At 71.9% G+C, this 16328-nt stretch carries 16 protein-coding genes; 4 read left to right on the top strand and 12 right to left on the bottom strand.

Going from position 1 to position 16328, the window contains the following annotated elements; all coding sequences use genetic code 11:
* Nucleotides 1-459: 459 nt before the first annotated feature.
* Nucleotides 460-1110: a BON domain-containing protein gene (locus tag AC3IF3_RS12965; RefSeq protein WP_489229083.1), complete on the top strand. Its 651-nt coding sequence runs from the start codon at nt 460-462 to the stop codon at nt 1108-1110.
* Between the two features lie 68 nt (nt 1111-1178).
* The gene (locus AC3IF3_RS12960) at nt 1179-1550 is read left to right on the top strand and encodes a hypothetical protein (protein ID WP_489216262.1); all 372 of its coding nucleotides are present in this window, start codon (nt 1179-1181) and stop codon (nt 1548-1550) included.
* 53 nt (nt 1551-1603) lie between these two features.
* Here AC3IF3_RS12960 and AC3IF3_RS12955 read toward each other — a convergent pair whose 3' ends face one another.
* From AC3IF3_RS12955 to AC3IF3_RS12900, 12 genes are all read right to left on the bottom strand, one after another.
* Nucleotides 1604-1840 (bottom strand): hypothetical protein, encoded by a 237-nt coding sequence (locus AC3IF3_RS12955; protein ID WP_489216260.1) that lies wholly within the window; start codon nt 1838-1840, stop codon nt 1604-1606.
* A complete protein-coding gene (locus tag AC3IF3_RS12950; RefSeq protein WP_489229081.1) occupies nt 1837-3204 on the bottom strand; it encodes a YeiH family protein in 1368 nt (455 codons plus the stop codon). The genes AC3IF3_RS12955 and AC3IF3_RS12950 overlap by 4 nt, the downstream gene beginning before the upstream one ends.
* Before the next feature lie 186 nt (nt 3205-3390).
* Nucleotides 3391-4677 carry a hypothetical protein gene (locus tag AC3IF3_RS12945; RefSeq protein WP_489229079.1) on the bottom strand — a complete coding sequence of 429 codons (1287 nt, stop codon included), beginning with the start codon at nt 4675-4677 and terminating at the stop codon, nt 3391-3393.
* Nucleotides 4678-4732: 55 nt separating this feature from the next.
* Nucleotides 4733-5020 (bottom strand): hypothetical protein, encoded by a 288-nt coding sequence (locus AC3IF3_RS12940; RefSeq protein WP_243971814.1) that lies wholly within the window; start codon nt 5018-5020, stop codon nt 4733-4735.
* A 280-nt stretch (nt 5021-5300) separates the two neighbouring features.
* The gene (locus AC3IF3_RS12935; RefSeq protein ID WP_489229078.1) at nt 5301-6674 is read right to left on the bottom strand and encodes an LLM class flavin-dependent oxidoreductase; all 1374 of its coding nucleotides are present in this window, start codon (nt 6672-6674) and stop codon (nt 5301-5303) included.
* Nucleotides 6674-7912: an SfnB family sulfur acquisition oxidoreductase gene (locus tag AC3IF3_RS12930; RefSeq protein WP_243971816.1), complete on the bottom strand. Its 1239-nt coding sequence runs from the start codon at nt 7910-7912 to the stop codon at nt 6674-6676. Before AC3IF3_RS12930 ends, AC3IF3_RS12935 begins: the two co-directional genes overlap by 1 nt.
* A gap of 5 nt (nt 7913-7917) precedes the next feature.
* A complete protein-coding gene (locus AC3IF3_RS12925; RefSeq protein ID WP_489229076.1) occupies nt 7918-9150 on the bottom strand; it encodes an SfnB family sulfur acquisition oxidoreductase in 1233 nt (410 codons plus the stop codon).
* A gap of 74 nt (nt 9151-9224) precedes the next feature.
* Nucleotides 9225-9878: a methionine ABC transporter permease gene (locus AC3IF3_RS12920; RefSeq protein ID WP_489229075.1), complete on the bottom strand. Its 654-nt coding sequence runs from the start codon at nt 9876-9878 to the stop codon at nt 9225-9227.
* Complete coding sequence (locus AC3IF3_RS12915) at nt 9859-11001, bottom strand: methionine ABC transporter ATP-binding protein (protein WP_243971822.1); 1143 nt, start codon at nt 10999-11001, stop codon at nt 9859-9861. The genes AC3IF3_RS12920 and AC3IF3_RS12915 overlap by 20 nt, the downstream gene beginning before the upstream one ends.
* Nucleotides 11001-11801: a MetQ/NlpA family ABC transporter substrate-binding protein gene (locus AC3IF3_RS12910; protein WP_489229073.1), complete on the bottom strand. Its 801-nt coding sequence runs from the start codon at nt 11799-11801 to the stop codon at nt 11001-11003. The genes AC3IF3_RS12915 and AC3IF3_RS12910 overlap by 1 nt, the downstream gene beginning before the upstream one ends.
* Entirely contained in the window at nt 11798-12691 is an 894-nt protein-coding gene (locus AC3IF3_RS12905; RefSeq protein WP_489229072.1) for a MetQ/NlpA family ABC transporter substrate-binding protein, read from the bottom strand. Before AC3IF3_RS12905 ends, AC3IF3_RS12910 begins: the two co-directional genes overlap by 4 nt.
* A gap of 475 nt (nt 12692-13166) precedes the next feature.
* Nucleotides 13167-13409, bottom strand: a complete 243-nt coding sequence (locus AC3IF3_RS12900) for a hypothetical protein (RefSeq protein WP_489229070.1) — start codon at nt 13407-13409, stop codon at nt 13167-13169.
* 247 nt (nt 13410-13656) lie between these two features.
* On the opposite strand from AC3IF3_RS12900, the gene AC3IF3_RS12895 reads away from it, so the two are divergent.
* Both AC3IF3_RS12895 and AC3IF3_RS12890 read left to right on the top strand, forming a co-directional pair.
* Nucleotides 13657-14664, top strand: coding sequence for a hypothetical protein (locus AC3IF3_RS12895; RefSeq protein WP_489229069.1), 1008 nt, complete (start codon nt 13657-13659; stop codon nt 14662-14664).
* A 54-nt stretch (nt 14665-14718) separates the two neighbouring features.
* Complete coding sequence (locus AC3IF3_RS12890) at nt 14719-16317, top strand: ABC transporter ATP-binding protein (RefSeq protein ID WP_489231292.1); 1599 nt, start codon at nt 14719-14721, stop codon at nt 16315-16317.
* Nucleotides 16318-16328 lie beyond the last annotated feature (11 nt).

Genomic DNA, 16328 nt, shown 5'->3' with positions numbered 1-16328 from the left:
CGGGCATCACCGTAGCGCAGGCGCGTCGAACGAGCGCTGGCAGGCAAGTTCTGGACAGCGAGACACTGCATGGTCCACGCCGACGCCCCCCGCCACGGCCCGAAGGCCTATCTCGTCGGCGGCGGCCGTCTACCAGGGCAAGTTCGATCCCCGCATCCTGTTCAACGCTTACCGGGCCCTGCACGATCGGCAGGACACCGGGGTCTCCCGCGCGGATCTCGGCAGACCGGCGGCCTGAGCCGCACGGGCCGACGATCCTGACCCGGTCGGCGCGCCGGCGGTCGGGATGACGGCCGGATGCCCCGAGGCGTCGCGGCGGTTGCGGTGGATCAAGGACGTCACCGGTGCGGCTGCTTAGGGTCGCCGAATGCCGGGCCACCCCCTCACGGCGCGGACGGCAAAGGAGCCTCCGCCGGGGGTTCAGGGTCACCCGCGCCCCGCATCGTCACGGAGACCACCATGTCCCACGACACAACCCTCCAGCACGCCGTCACGGCCGAACTCATCTGGGATCCCCAGGTGACCTCCTCCGAGATCGGCGTGACGGCCAAGGACGGGGTCGTCGCCCTGTCCGGCCAGGTCGGCACCTACGACGAGAAGATGGCCGCCGAGGCCGCCGCCCGCCGGATCCGGGGCGTGCAGGCGATCGTCCAGGAGATCGAGGTGACGGTGCCGTTCGCGCTGAAACGGTCCGACGCGGACATCGCGGCGACGGCCGTCGCCCGCCTCGCCTGGAACGTGGCCGTGCCGCCGGACTGCATCTCGGTGAAGGTCTCGAAGGGCGTCATCACCCTGACCGGGGAGGTCGACCAACACTTCCAGTCCAAGGCCGCCGAGCGGGAGCTTCGTCAGATCTCCAGCGTCGTGGCGGTGAACAACGACATCACCGTTCGGCCCCAGGTCGACGTCTCGGCGGTCAGCGACAACATCAGTGAGGCGCTGGATCGCTCGTGGCTGTTCGATCCGAAGACCGTGACCGTCACCGCCGACGGTGGGACCGTCCATCTCGGCGGGACCGTCCGCACGATGCAGGAGCGCCGCGCGGCGGTGGGGGCGGCCTGGGCCTCCCCGGGCACCACGGCCGTCGACAACCTCATCAGCGTCGTCTGACGGGCGCACCCCCTGCCGGATCGCACGTGCCGGCAGGGCGACCTTCGACCAGGACAGGGAAACCGACCATGACCAGACCCGATCACGAGCACGGCCAATCCTCGGATGCCGGGGCCGGCGGCAGCGACGACGGACGCCGCATCGAGGGGGCCGCCGACGAGATCTTCGCGCGCGCCCAGGACGCGGTCCGCGACGTCGCCGACCGGGCCACGCACCTGGCGCAGGATAGCCTGGCCCGCGGACGGGCCGGTGTCAGGCGGGCCGAACAGGCGAGCCAGGGCGACCCGCTCAACGGACGCGCGCGCGGTGGGGCGTCGCCGCTGGCCACCGCGTTGGCCGTCGGGGCGATGGGCTATGCCATCGCGACCCTGATCCAGGGGGCTTCGCGCAAGCGTCGCCCCGCCCCCCGGACGGCGTTGCCGGCGGCCCCCGCGGCATAGGCGCACCGCCGTCGCGCCCACGGGGCGCGACGGCGGGCGTCAGGGCTTCGTCCTCACGCCGCGTGATCGGCGCAGGATTCGCCAGCCGGAAGATACAAGCCCCGATGGCGGCACAGACCGTCGCTGCTCTTCACGGAGGCGAAGGCCGAGCTCATGGCGGCGAGGTTGCCGAACAGGCGCTCCAGCCTGTGCGGATCGGTCTCGAAATGCACGCAGGTCCCGCAGCGGCGCCCCTCGCGCGCGGCCCAGCGCAGGCCGGCCACTGTGCGCCGCCAGCGGGGGGCGCTCACTTCGCCAGCTCCGCCCAGTAGGTGCCGAAGACCAGGACCGACATCACGAAGCCGACGACGAGGTTCACCGCGACGCCGGCCGTGAAGGCGATCGCCGGCCGCCCGCCCGCCGGGGCGAAGTCGCGGAAGCGCGTCGTCAGCCCGATCGACAGGAAGCTGAACGTGAAGGCCCAGATCCGCAGGCTGGTGATGGGGGCGATCAGGGCCGGCTTCACCCGCGCGTTGTAATCCGCGAACGAGATCCCCCGCGTCACGGCGGTGACCAGGAGCGAGGCGATCAGGAACCCGACCACGAATTTCGGGAAGCGCCACCAGATCTGGCCGACCTCCACCGGGCCTGTCGTGCCCTCGCGCTCCCAGTAGGTCACCGAGATGATCGACAGGACGAGGGCCCAGATGCCGATCCAGACATCGCGCCCGACCACCTTGATCAGCGTATAGGCCCAGACAGCCTGATCGGCCGTGCCGGCGATGCCCGTCGCCGGACCGGCGAGGCCGCCATAGGCCTGCGCCGCGGCGAAGCCCGCCGCATCGGCGAATTCCGAGGTGCCGATCCACGCCCCCCCGACCCCGGCCGGGAGGCCCAGAGCCCGGGACACCAGCGGCAGCAGGAAGATCAGCACGATCGCCCAGAGCACGACGAGCGTGATCGCGATCGGCGGATCCTCCTTGCGGGCGCGCACGGCCCCGGCGACGGCGATCGCCGCCGAGACGCCGCAGACCGCGCCGCCGGCCCCCAGCGTCGCGGCCAGCCGATGGTCGAGGCCGAGCCTGCGCGCCACGAAGAAGATGACCAGGAAGGTCAGGATCGAGACGATCGACGCCTGCAGGATCGCCACCGGGCCCGCCCAGAGGATCAGCGTGAACGGCAGCGTCGCGCCGAGCAGGACGATGCCGAGCTTCACGTAGAACTCGACGCGGAACGCCGCCGACAGGGCGGCCGGCAGGCCGGTCGTGTTGGCGATCACCAGCCCGATGAAGAGGGCGATCAGCGGCGGTTCGAGGTTGTAGGTCTGCGCCTTGTCCCAGGCGCCGAGGGTGAAGATCGCGAAGGACAGGAGATAGACCAGTACGAAGGAGGCCAGGAAGGCCCCCGGGCGCAGGCCGATGACGGCGAGGGCGATCGTGAAGACGGCGGCGAAAACCACGAACTGGACGGCGTAGCGGACGGCATCGGCCGCAAGCTGCGCCCGGAGTTGATCCAGCGTCGACCATTTGGCCGGCGCCGCGGCGATCCAGCCGATGCTGGTTCCCTGGGCGAACGCCGCGTAGGCGATCAGCACGGTGGCCAGGCCGACCCAGACGGCCCACCAATCCTCCTTGCGCCACAACTCGTTCCACCCGCCCCCGTGTTTCGAGGACACCGGCTCGGTTGCGGCCGGTATCGCAGCGTCCCCACCCATCTCGACCCTTTCACACATCCAGCGCCCGAAACCCCGTGCCCGGCCGGACCGGCCGCGCACCCCGCCGCCACGTCGGCACTGAGGGAGAACCCCCGGGCGCGCTGTCTCGACTGCGCGTTGCGGTATGCCCGTCCACGGCGCGGGACGCTACGGCCCCGCGGCGTTGGCGAGCGCCTGCTGCGGCTCGGCGAGGAACAGGGACCGCAGCCGCGCCGCCGATTCGGGGGGCGGCAGCGCGAGGGCGCGCGTCGCATCGGCGATCCGGGCCTCGCAATCCTGCGATCGGGCGACGCTCGGAACCATGACACCCGGGCTCGTGACCGCCGGGATCGTGGCGGGGACCACCCCTTGGCCCGGGGCCGCCCCTTGGCCCGGCAGCGCCCCTTGGCCCGGCAGCGCCCCCTGCGTCCGGGCGAGGAGCGGCGCCAGCCCGAACCCGGAGGGTCCCTCGGCGCGGAGCCGCGCGTCGAGCGTCACGAGATCGCCGGCCAGGAGCGCCGTGCAGGTGGCCGCGCCCCGCGTGCCGGTGATCCGCATCATCGCCAGCACCCGGCGCCCCAGCGCCCGGACGACCCCGTCGTCGGCCGCCCGGAAGCGCCGCCGCAGATAGGCGCCGGCCAGCCGGCTCAGGCCCGCCCGCGCCTCCGCCTCCGGCCGCCCGGCCGCGTAGCTGTCCCGGTACCACCGGGCGATGGGATCGAGTCCCGCCGCCCCGGCCTGCCGCAGGATCGGCAGGGCCCGCAGGATCGCCGCGCGGGCCCCGGCCTCGCTCGGATCCGCGTCGAGGGTCGAATCGGGGAAGCGGTCGGGGCCGACGACCTCGGTCACGACGCCGGCCGCGCGGAGTTCCGCCGCCGCGGGCATCCAGATCCCGGCCGGGGGCACCGCCAGGGCCCGCGCCACGAAGGCCCGCGGCAGGCCGGCGGCGCGGTAGGCCGCCCGCTCCGGCGCGGAATCGACCGGGTGCATCCGGCCATGGGCGCCGATCTCGTGGGGCGCGTGGAAGCCGAGCCGGCCGCCGACCGCGAGGGAGCGCGCCCGCCCGCGGACGAAGATCAGCGTGCAGGCCGAGGCGCAGGCATCGGGCACGTAGGTGGCGAGCCCGCGCGCCGCCACGAGCGCCCCGATCGCCGCGCCCTCCTCGACCAGCCCGCCGTCGCTGGTGAGGTGGAGGCGCGCGATCTGCGGGTGCGCGGCGAGGATCTCGGCGACCCGCGCGGCCACGCCCTCCGTGAGGTCGCCGGCGAGGCGCAGGTCCCGGCCATCCGGTCCGACCGTGAGCCGGGCCGGGATCTCCGGCCCGTCCGTCGCGGCGGACGCGCGGCGATTCGTCGACAGGGGCCCGGCGACAACCGGGCCGGCGGCGAGCGCCAGGGCGAGGACGCAAGCCGCCCTCCCCGTCCGGCGCCGCCACCCGCGGGGGATGACCGACATGACAGGTTTCCATCGTTCGGGAGCGGGATTGCCGGCGCGGCCGGCCGCGGCGCGTCTACTGGAGGTAGGCGACGAACATCTCGGCGACGGCCCGGGACGCGTAATCCTCCGGGCTCTCGCCCCGGCGGACCGGAAAGGCCTCCGCCACCCGGCGGCCGGCGAGGATCCGGGCCACCTCGTCGGGCATCAGGCCGTCATCGAAGGCGGTCGCGAGGGCGGCGCGTTCGTAGGCGGGATGGGAGCGGACGCTCCGGTACAGGGTTCGGCCGAGGGACGCGGCCGGTTCGGCCTGCGCGGCGCTCAAGTCAGATCGGGTGTTCCGGGTCGTCTCATAGGTCTGCATCGCTGGTCGCCTTCCGTGCCTGATGTCGTGCGCTCTCCGCCTCCTGGACGCGGCAACACGGCAGACACGGCACAGTCGTCAGGGCGATCCGATCCTTGCTGGCGACCACGGCACACCTCATTCGGCGCTGCGTCGACTTCGCGTCGACACCGTCAATCTAGATGCCGATGCCGAGAATGTGCTGCCAAATCGGCGATAACCTGCAGCGCAGGTTGTTCGCCGAAGGCCCATCCCGGAGCATAAGATGCGGTCCGGCCGGGGCCTGAACCCGCCCTCCGGCTCACCCGCGGCCGACGGCCCGGCGGCGAGCGGTCTGGGCGGGGTGGCGTTCGGGCAGCCGGTCGCCCTCCCCGAACAGCTTGTTCCGGTACGACCCGTCCGCATACGCGGTCTTGTAGAGCCCCCGATCCTGCAATTCCGGGATCACGATGTCGATGAAGTCGGAGAAGCTCTCCGGGGCGACGATGCGGCTGAGGTTGAACCCGTCGACCTCGCCCTCCTCGATCCAGGCCTGAAGCTCGTCGGCGATCGACACCGCGTCGCCCGCCAGCACCGCGTAGCGCCCGCCGAGATCCAGCTCCCCCAGGAGGTCGCGCTTGGTCAGGCCGCGCTTGGCGGCGGCCGCGGTGGCGGACTGGATGGCGTTGCCCGGGCCGTAGGGGATCGGCTCGTCGAGGCCGTAGCGCGCGAAATCGATCCCCGTGGACGCGGAGAAATGCGCCAGGCCCGCCTCCGGGTTGGCGTAGCGCCGGTACTCGGCGCGTTTCTCCGCGGCCTCGGCCCGGCTCCGGCCCGGGATGACCGCGAGGCCGACGAACACCTTAATGTCGTCCGGCCGGCGCCCCGCCGCCACCGCCTCGGCCCGGAGCGCGCGCACGGCCTCCCGGGCGGCGCCCCGGTCGCGGGCGGAGATGAACACGCATTCGGCATGGCGCCCCGCGAAGGCCCGACCGCGGCCCGAGGCGCCCGCCTGGTAGAGGACCGGGGTCCGCTGCACCGACGGCTCGGACAGGTGATAGCCCTCGACATCGAAGAACTCGCCGTGGTGCGAGACCGGCCGGATATGGGCCGGATCGCTGAACACCCGGGCCTCCCGGTCCCGGCGCACGGCCGCGTCGTCCCAGCTGCCCTCCCAGAGCTTGTAGAGCACTTCGAGATACTCGTCGGCGTAGTCGTAGCGCCGGTCATGGGCGGGCAGACTGCCGCCGCTCTGGCCGCGATGGGCGCTGTCGAGATAGCCGGTGACGATGTTCCAGCCGATCCGGCCGCCGGTCAGGTGATCGAGGGTCGAGAGGCGCCGGGCGAAGGTGTAGGGCGCCTCGGTATGGACGTTGACCGTCACGCCGAAGCCGAGATGCGCGGTCACCGCCGCCATGGCGGGCACCAGCAGGCTCGGATCGTTGACCGGGAGTTGCACCGCCTCCCGGGCTGTGACGGCGATGCCGCCGCCGTAGATGTCGTAGACGCCGCTGATGTCGGCGATGAACAGGCCGTCGAACAGGCCGCGCTCCAGCAGCTTCGCCTGGTCGGTCCAGTACCGCAGGGTGTTGTACTCCGAGGATCGGTCGCGCGGATGGGTCCACAGGCCGTGGTTGATGTGGCCGACGCAGTTCATGGTGAACGCGTTCAGCCGGATCTGCTTTCTGGCGGCCATCAGAGGGCTCCGTGCCGGGGCGGCAGCCGGCCGTCGAGGTGGTAGGCGCCGATCCAATGGTATTTCCACCGCACCGGATCGTGCAGGGTGTGGGTGCGGACGTTGCGCCAGTAGCGGTCCAGCGCCTCGGCCCGGTCGGTGGCGGAGGTGCCGCCGAGTTCGAGCAGCGTGTTGGCGGCGCGCAGACCGGCCCGGTGGCTCGCGGCCCGGGCCTCCGCCACCGCCACGGAGGCCGCCGCGACGCTGTCCGCGTCGGGTTCGGCCTGCGCGGCATCGACGAAGCGGCCGGCCCGCTCCAGCAGGGCATCGGCGGCGGCGAGCCGCACCCGCACGTCGCCGAGCGCGTGGAGGGTCAGCGGATCCTCGCTGGCACGGGCGACGCCGGCATCGATCCAGGGCCGGGCCCGATCCCTGACAAAGGGCAGCGTCGCCGCGAAGGCGCCCTGGCCGATGCCGAGATCGATCCCGGCGTGCAGGATCTGCGCGAAGGGGCCGATGGCGGTGGGGCGGTCCATCGAGGCCTGGAACGGCACCACCCAGTCCGGCTCCACCCGAACGCGGTCGAACACGACCGAGCCCGAGCCGGTGAGCCGCTGGCCGAACCCGTCCCAATCGTCGACCAGCGTCACGCCGGGGGCGTCCCGGGGGATGAACACCAGATAGGCGACCGCCCTGCCCTCCTCCTCGGCATTGACCATCGTGGGGATGCGGTGGGCGAACAGCGAGCCGGTGCAGTAGTATTTGCGCCCCTCCACGAACCAGCCGGACGGATCGCGCACGAGCCGCGTGCGGCGGGTATGGTCCCGCGGGCCGATCTCGGCAAGCGCGTTGCCGAACCGCTCGCCGGCCAGGACCCGCCCGTAGAGGTCCCGCTTCTGCGCCGCGGTGCCGCCGTTGCGGAGCACCTCCAGGGCGTAAAAGTGGTTCTGCGGAATCTGGCCGATCGACCCGTCCGCCGCCGCGATGATCGCGATCACCTGCGCCACCGTGGCGGCGCTCACCCCGGGGCCGCCGTAGTCCCGGGGCACCGTGATCGCCCAGAGGCCGGTCCCGGTGAAGCGCTCGATCTCCGCGAAGGGTAGCGTCCGGTCGAGGTCGCGGGTGGCGGCATCGACGGCCAGGTCCTCGGCCAGCGCCCGGGCGGCCGCGAGGGCGGCGGCATCGTCGGCGAGGATTGGCACCCGGCGCGGCGGCTCGGGCAGCCGGGTGAAGGCGGATTCGTGCGCCTGAAGCGGCATGGCCCTCAGTTCCACTGGTGCCGGGCGGGCAGCGCGCCGTTCAGGGTGTAATCGCCCAGCAGGTGATACTTCCAGCGCACCGGATCGTGCAGCGTGTGCACCCGCGCATCGCGCCAGAAGCGGCCGAGATTGTCGCCCGCGCGGGTCGCCGCGGCGCCGGCGAGTTCCAGCAGGCGCTCGGAGGCCTCGAGGGCGACTTCGGTGGTGAGGATCTTGGCCTCGGCGACGGCGACGGAGGCCTCGGCCGAACTCTGCGCGGTGACGGGGGCGGCGGCGATGCGGTCCAGCGTCCGGCCGGCGCGGGCGAGCACCGCCTCGGCGGCGTGCAGGTCGACCGCCAGCCGCCCGACCTCCCCGAGAATGTGCGGATCCTCGGCCACGCTCTCGGCGGTGAACGGAAAGGGCCGTGTCCGGGTCCGCAGGAAGTCCAGGGCGGCTTCGGTCGCACCCCGGGCGATCCCGGCATCGATCGCCGCCTGCACGAGCTGGGAGACCGGTCCGAACAGGGCCGGCCGCTCGGCCAGGGGCGTGAGGTCGAGGGTCAGGCCGTCCTCGATCGGCGCGTCCGCGAACGCCACCGTGCCGCTGGCCGTGGTGCGCTGCCCAAAACCCTGCCAATCGTCCACGACCCGCACCCCCGGGGCGTCGCGGCGTGCCCAGACCAGGAGCGGCCGGCCGTCCGGGGCCACGGCGCGGGTCGGGATCCAATGGGCGAACAGGGCGCCGGTGGAATAGAAGCGCCGGCCGGTGAGGCGGCTCCCCGCCGGCCCGGGCGCCAGCCGCGTCTCCACCTGGATGATCGCCCTGCCGTTGCGGGACGGCCCGGCATTGCCGATCCGGTGACCGTCGAGCACGGCGCCGTAGATCCGGGCCTGCTGCTCGGGGCTCGCCGCCGCCCGCACCAGCGCGAGAACGCCGAACTGGCTCTGCGGGATCTGGGCGGCCGAGCCGTCGGCGGCGGCCAGGATGGCGAACACCGCGGCCAGGGTCGTGTGCGCGACATCGGCGCCGCCATAGGCCCGCGGCACGGTGATGCCGCCCAGGCCGCTCGCCGTGAACGCCTCGATCTCCGCCCAGGGCAGGCGCCGGTCGCGGTCGCGGTCCGCGGCCCCGTCGGCGAAGCGCCGCGCGATGGTCCGGGCGATCGCGATCGCCTCCGCGTCCGAACGGATCCGGTGCGGGCGGGTCGGCGGCAGCGGGCGCCGGTCCTCGAAACCGTCGGCACGGTGCAGGGTCATGCGCGGATCACCTCGAACGGAACGGGGGGGGCGCGCGACAGCCGCCGCGGGTGGCGCGCCCGGATGCGGGACGATCAGCGGGCGCGCAGGCGCCGGACCGCGCGGTCGCCCGCGAACTGCACCAGGCAGACCAGCGCGACCAGCACCGCGATCACCGCCGCCATCACGGTGGTGTCGAAGCGCTGGTAGCCGTACCGGATCGCGACATCGCCGAGGCCGCCGGCGCCGACCGCCCCGGCCATGGCAGAAGCGCCGATCATCGCGACCAGGGTGATGGTGAAGCCGCCCAGGATGCCCGGCAGGGCCTCGGGCAGGAGCACGTGGAGCAGGATATGCCGGCGCCGGCAGCCGATGGACTGCGCCGCCTCGATCAGCCCGCCATCGACCTCCCGCAGCGAGACCTCGGCGATCCGCGCGAAGAACGGCGTGGCGCTCACCGAGAGCGGGACGATCGCCGCCCAGATGCCGATGGTGGTGCCCGTCACCAACCGGGTGAACGGGATCAGCGCCACCAGCAGGACGATGAAGGGCACGGCGCGGAAGCCGTTGACGATCGTCCCGACCACCCGGTTGGCCTTCGGCGCCGGGAGGATGCCGCCGGGCTCCGAGGTGACCAGGAACAGCGCCAGCGGGATGCCGGCCAGCACCGCGATCCCGGCCGAGACACCGACCATGACGAGCGTGTCGAGACAGGCCTGCCCGAGGCGATCAATCATCTGCGGTGACATAGCCAATCCTCTCCACGGTTCCTCCGAGGGCGCGCAATCGATCCTCCGCGTCCGGCCCCGCCGCATCGAGGGCGATCAGCATCCGGCCGACCGCGTGGCCCTGGATCCGCTCGATGCCGGCCTGGAGCAGCCGGACGGGTCCGCCGGCGGCCGCCACGAGGGCCGACAGATCGGGGCCGGCCGGCCCGGCACAGGTGACCGCCAGGACCGTCGCGGCACCGGGGGTGAAGTGCGGCCGGAGCCGGGGCGCCAGATCCGCCGGCAGGCCCCGGCTCAGGGGTTCAAGGAGGGCCCGGGTCGTGGGATGTTCGGGGCCGCCGAACACCCGCCAGACCGGCCCCGTCTCGACGACCCGGCCCTTTTCCAGCACCACCACGTCGCTGCAGATCTCCCGGATCACGCTCATCTCGTGGGTGATCAGGATGATGGTGATCCCGAGCCGGCGGTTGATGTCGCGGAGCAGGTTCAGGATCGTCAGGGTCGTTTCCGGGTCGAGCGCGGAGGTCGCCTCGTCGCAGAGCAGGATGTCCGGGCGGCTGACGAGGGCGCGGGCGATGCCCACGCGCTGCTTCTGGCCGCCGGAGAGGCGCGACGGATAGGTCTCCGCCTTGCCCTCGAGCCCGACCAGGCGCAGCGCCTCCTGGACCCGCGCGGCGATCTCCGGCTTCGGCAGGCCGGCCGCCTTGAGCGGCAGCGCCACGTTCCCGTGCACCGTCTTGGCCGAGAGCAGGTTGAAATGCTGGAAGATCATGCCGACGCGGCGGCGCAGGGCGACCAGCCCGTCCGTGTCCAGCGCCGCGACCGGCTGGCCGTCGACCAGAACGCGGCCGGAGGTCGGCGCCTCCAGCCGGTTGACCGTGCGCAGCAGGCTCGACTTGCCGGCCCCCGACCGGCCGATGATTCCGAGGATCGCGCCCGCGGGCACGTCGAGGTCGACCCGATCGAGGGCCTGGACCGGGCCGGCGGCGGACAGGTAGGTCTTGGACACCGCCTCGAACCGCACGGTGCCGGCCGCCCGGGTCGCGATCGCCGACACGAGGGCGGGCGCGGCGGATGCGCCGGGCCGGTCCCGGGCGATCCAGCGGGCGGGGTCGCGGAGGCTGTCGAACGTGAGGCCGGCCATCAGTTCTGCCACGCCAGCACGTAGAGCTTGTCGCTGTTGGCGAAGGATTTGTGGATCTGCCGCTTCACCGCCTCCGAAGTCTGGAAGATCCGCACGAACCTGGCGATGGTCGGGTCTTCCTTGCGCGCCGCCTTGGTGACGAAGCTCACCGCGAAGAGCTTGTCCTCGATGCCCGTATAGATGAGGCCGCTGGTCGGATCGAAGCTGCCGGCGGCGACGATGAAGTGCGGATAGCCCTGCGCCAGATCGACATCGCCGGTGATGCGCGCGAGCTGGGGGCCCTCGACCTCGGTGAACCGGAGCTTCCTCGGGTTCTCGGTGATGTCATCGAGCGTGCCGAGGAAGCCGACCTGGTCCTTGAGCTTGATCAGCCCGGCCTTCTGGAGCAGCAGCAGGCCGCGGCCCTGGTTCACCGGATCGTTGGCGATCGCCACCGTGCCGCCCACCGGGATCGCCGCGAAGCTCGTGTGCTTCAGGGAATAGAGCCCGAGATTCTGCAGGATCCCGAGCCCGACGATCGCGAATTTGTAGCCCTTCTGCCGCTCGGCATTCTCCATGAAGGGGCGGTGCTGGAAGAAGTTCAGATCGATATCGCCCGCGTCGAGCGCGACGTTCGGCGTCGTCCAGTCGCTGAACTCGATGACCTTGACGGTGATGCCCTGGGACTTGGCCTCGTCTGCGGCGACGTTGACCGCATCGGCATAGGCGCCCGGGACCACACCGACCGTGAGGGTCTCGGCCCGGGCGGCCATCGCGCCGAGCGACAGGAGGGCGGCGGCAAGGAGACGCGGGACTCTCATCGGGTCGAACTCTGGGATGGGGCGGCTTCGGGCAGCCAGGGCAGGGCGTAGAGGCTCGGGTTGTGGGCGAAGGACGCGTCGATCCGCGCCCGCACGGCCGGCGAGGTCTGATAGATCGCCACGAATTGCGCGATCTCGGGATCGTCGGCGCGGTCGGCCCGGGTCACGAACCGAATGGCGTAGGCGCGGTCGCCGATGCCGGAATAGATCAGGGCCTGGCCGGCGAAGTCTGCGCGACCGGCATTGACGTAGTGGCCCGGATACCCCTGCGCGAGATCGACATCCGAGACCGCGCGGACCAGTTGCGGCCCCGCGATCTCGACGAATCTGAGTTGTTTCGGATTGGCGACCACGTCGTCGAGCGTCGCCTTCGTGCCGGCCCCGTTCGTGAGCGTGATGAGCCCGGCGGATTCGAGGAGCGCGAGCCCCCGGCCCTGGTTCACCGGATCGTTCGCCACCGCCACCGTGGCCCCGTCCGGCAGGGCGGCGAGGCTCGCATGCCGCTCCGAGTACAGGCCGATATTGGGCACGATGCCGAGGGCGACGCTCCTGAGCGGAAAGCCGGTCTCTGCGACGGCGTTGTCGAGGAAGGCCTGGTGCTGGAAGTAGTTCACGTCGAGATCGCCGTTGGCGAGGGCGAGATTGGGCGTCGTCCAATCGGTGAATTCGACCACCTGCACATCGAGCTTGCGTGCCTTGGCCTCCGCCGCCGCGACGTGGATGGAATTGGCCAGGGATCCGGGCGTGACCCCGATCCGCACCCGGGCGAGGGCCGGCGCGGCGCCGAGGGCGAGCAGCAGCGCGGCCGCCAGGACACGGCGTCTCCGGCGCGGCCGCCGGGGCGAACGGACGAGGCCGGCCTGTGGGTGGAGGATGGCGCGGGACTCCATGACGGCGTTCGACCTCGCGGGACCCCGTCGGGGGATCCCCGCAGTCCAGAGCGGATGGGACGGCCATTCATCGAACACCCCAGACACCGATCCTCGGCCTCCGAAGTCTTCCGTGCGCGACGGCCGAGGGAAGATCGGATGGGATCGTGTCGGGACGATCGTTGCGACCGCGAGCGTTTGATCTCGCGTCGCAAACTAGACCAGAGTCGCGGGGCCGGGCATTCCAAAGATCTCTGAATCGCGATACAGACGACCTACCGCCGGCCTGACGGACAGAAGTTCTAGCCTGCCTCCGATCGGTGGCCCGGGCTCGCAGTCAGACCGTCGTCGGTCCGCGGCCCCGGAATGGGGCGTCCCGCGGGAGGCCCGCTCGGCGCGCACCTTCAGATGTCGTCCCACGCGATCGCGAGGTTGCCGGCCTGAGACAAAGTCCCGCTCGACCGCTGCAAGCTGCGCGACGCCGGGAACCTGCCTTTCAAGACCGGATCCGCTTCGGGATCGCGCGGCCGCGGCAGGCGGCGCGGTATTGCTGGCGCGGCAGGCCGCGCATGTTGCGCCGGTCCGCCTCCTGCGTGCAGGCGGTCTTGCGGTCAGCCTTGCTCAGTTCCCGGGTGCCGGAGGACGGCACGTCGGTCGGCGCGGGGGCGGTGTAGCTTTGCGCGCCTGCCGCACCCGGGATAGCAACGAGAAGGGCGAGCCCGAGATACAACCGGCGCATGATCGTCCCTGTGAACTAGAGCCAAGTCGAAGCAAGCGCCGCGCCAGGACGAAGACCCACGGGACGTGCAGGAACTCCGGTTCAGGTCCCGGATTCCGGCGCGGGATAGCGCAGCGGGTCGCCTCCGCGGGTCCGGCATCTGTTGCACTTTTATAACGCGTGCGGCCGGCCGCGCTCTGGACCGGAGCGATGGCATATCGGTTGCGGCCGCTCGTCCGATGCTTTGCGAAGCCGGGGGACCGAGACGATGTTCAGGCGCGGGATCGCGGCTGCCTTGTTGCCAGCCCTGATGTTCGGGGCCGCGCATGCGGCAGACCTTGAAGCCGGCAAGACGGCCAAGGCACCCGAGGCTGCCGCCGTGGCCGATGGGCCGTTCTTCCTCTTCGCCGACACGCAGGTCAGCTATCGCTACCAGTTCCCGACGGTCTCGCCCGGCGTCCAGATCCAGCGGGCGGACGGCAGCTTCGTCTCCCGGGAGGCGCCCAAGCAGATCCTCAACATCGCGCATGCCGATGCCTGGGCCTACGGCACCAACTTCTTCTCCCTCGACATCCTGAAATCGGGCTCGCAGTTCCCGGCGGGCACCACCAACCCGCCGGGCAGCGTCGCCGCGCCGGCCTTCTTCGAGAACGGCAATACCGAAGCCTACGGCCTGTACCGCGGCACCCTCAGCCTGAACGCGCTCACCGGCACCAGGGCGTTCACGATTCCCGGGCTCGTCAAGGACGTGTCCCTCGCCTTCGGGTTCGACGCCAATGCACAGAACGACGCGTTCGGCTCGAAGAAGCGCGATATCGTCGGCGGCTTGAATTTCTCCTTCGACGTCGCGGCGGGCTTCCTCAATCTCAGCACGCACGTCTACAAGGAGTGGAACCGCAACGGCTTCAACCTCCAGCCGGATCGCGACCAGAGCTTCGACGCCGTTCCGGAATTCGAGCTCGTCTACAACTTCCCGCTGACGTTCACCGGGCTGCCGCTCAGCCTGACCGGGTTCAACAACATCGTTCTGCCCAAGGGCCGCGGCGTGCGCAACGTCGCGGACTTTTCGTACAATCCGCCGCGCGGTCTCGAGTTTCTCTCGCGCACGAACCTCGTGCTGGATCTCGGCAAGCTGATCTACGACCAGCCGAACAGGGTCGATGTCTTCATCGGCTTCCAGTACTGGCTGAACAAGTTCGGCAACCTGGAGACCGCGACCTTCAAGGGGACCGAGGAGAAGAGCTTCCTGGCGGGCTTCGCCTTCCACGTCCTCTGAGGCGCTGTCCCGGCATCGCGGAGGGTCTGGATGACGATCGCGGCGACTGAGCCGATGCCCGCCCCGGGCGATCCGAGGCCGCTGTTCGGCGCCTACGGCATCGTGAAGCGCTTCGGCGCCTTCACGGCCAACGACCGCATCGACCTCGAGATCCGGGCCGGCGAGATCCATGCCCTGCTCGGCGAGAACGGGGCCGGGAAATCCACGCTGATGAAGATCCTCTACGGCCTCCTGGAGCCGACGGCGGGCGTCGTGACGCATCGGGGCGAGGTGGTCCGGCTCAGGAACCCCGAGGCCGCCCGCCGGCTCGGCATCGGCATGGTGTTCCAGCACTTTTCCCTGTGCGCGAATCTGACGGTCGCCGAGAACATCGCCCTCGTGATGGGCAAGGGCCTCGGCCGCAGGGCGCTCGCCGACCGGATCGCGGCCCTCGGTCGGACCTACGGCTTGCATCTCGACCTGGATCGGCCGGTCTGGTCGCTGTCGGCGGGGGAGCGTCAGCGCATCGAGATCGTGCGCTGCCTGCTCCAGGATCCGAAGCTCGTCATCCTCGACGAGCCGACCTCGGTGCTCACCCCCGGCGAAGCCGAAATGCTGTTCACGGTGCTGGAGCGCCTGCGGGACGAGGGCCGGGCGCTGCTCTACATCTCGCACCGGCTCGACGAGGTGCGCCGCCTCTGCGCCCGCGCCACGATCCTGCGCGGCGGCCGGGTCGTCGGCGCCTGCGATCCGCGTGCGGAGAGTGCCGGCTCCCTCGCCGCCCTGATGGTCGGCGCGCCGGTGCGCGCGCTGACGCGGGAGGCCGCCCCCGCACGGTCGGCGCCGGCGGGACCCGAGCGCCTGCGCCTCGACCGGCTGTCGCTGCCCGCCCCCGGCCTGCACGCCACCGGCCTGCGCGACATCTCGCTCAAAGTCCGCGGCGGCGAGATCCTCGGCATCGCCGGGATCGCGGGCAACGGCCAGTCCGAATTGTTCGCGGCGCTCTCGGGGGAGGCCCGGGCGCCGGAGGCCGGCGCCGTCCGCATCGACGGGACGCCCGCCGGCCGCCTCGACATCAACGCGCGGCGGCGTCTCGGGGCCGCCTTCGTGCCCGAGGAGCGCAACGGCCATGCCGCGGCGCCCGGCCTGAGCCTCTCGGAGAACGTCGTGCTCTCCCGGTACGCCACCGCGTCGCTGACGCGCTTCGGACTCGTGCGCCGGGGCGCGGCCCGGGCGCTGGCGGCCCGGGTGATCGCGGCGTTCGATGTGCGCAAGGCCGGCCCGGACCCGGCCGCCGGCACCCTGTCGGGGGGCAACCTGCAGAAGTTCGTGGTCGGCCGCGAGATCCTGGGCGAGCCCGGGGTGCTCGTCGTCGATCAGCCGACCTGGGGCGTCGATGCGGCGGCGGCCGCGCGCATCCGCCAGGCGCTGATCGACCTCGCCGCGCGCGGGAGCGCCATCCTGATGATCAGTCAGGATCTCGACGAACTCTTCGCGATCGCCGGGTCCATCGCGGTCCTCCAGGCCGGCACCCTGTCGCGGGCGGTGGCGCGCGCCGAGACCTCCCGCGAGGCGGTGGGACTGCTGATGGGCGGCTCCGGCGGCCCGCCCCCGGGCGGCCACACGGGCACACCGGCGGGCCGCAGCCGCGAAGGAGATTCCCATGCGACGTAACCAAGCGACGT

The sequence above is a fragment of the Methylobacterium sp. J-118 genome, assembly GCF_057836565.1.
Note: the sequence above shows the minus strand (reverse complement) of the source record. Positions and strands in the feature narration are given on the sequence as shown.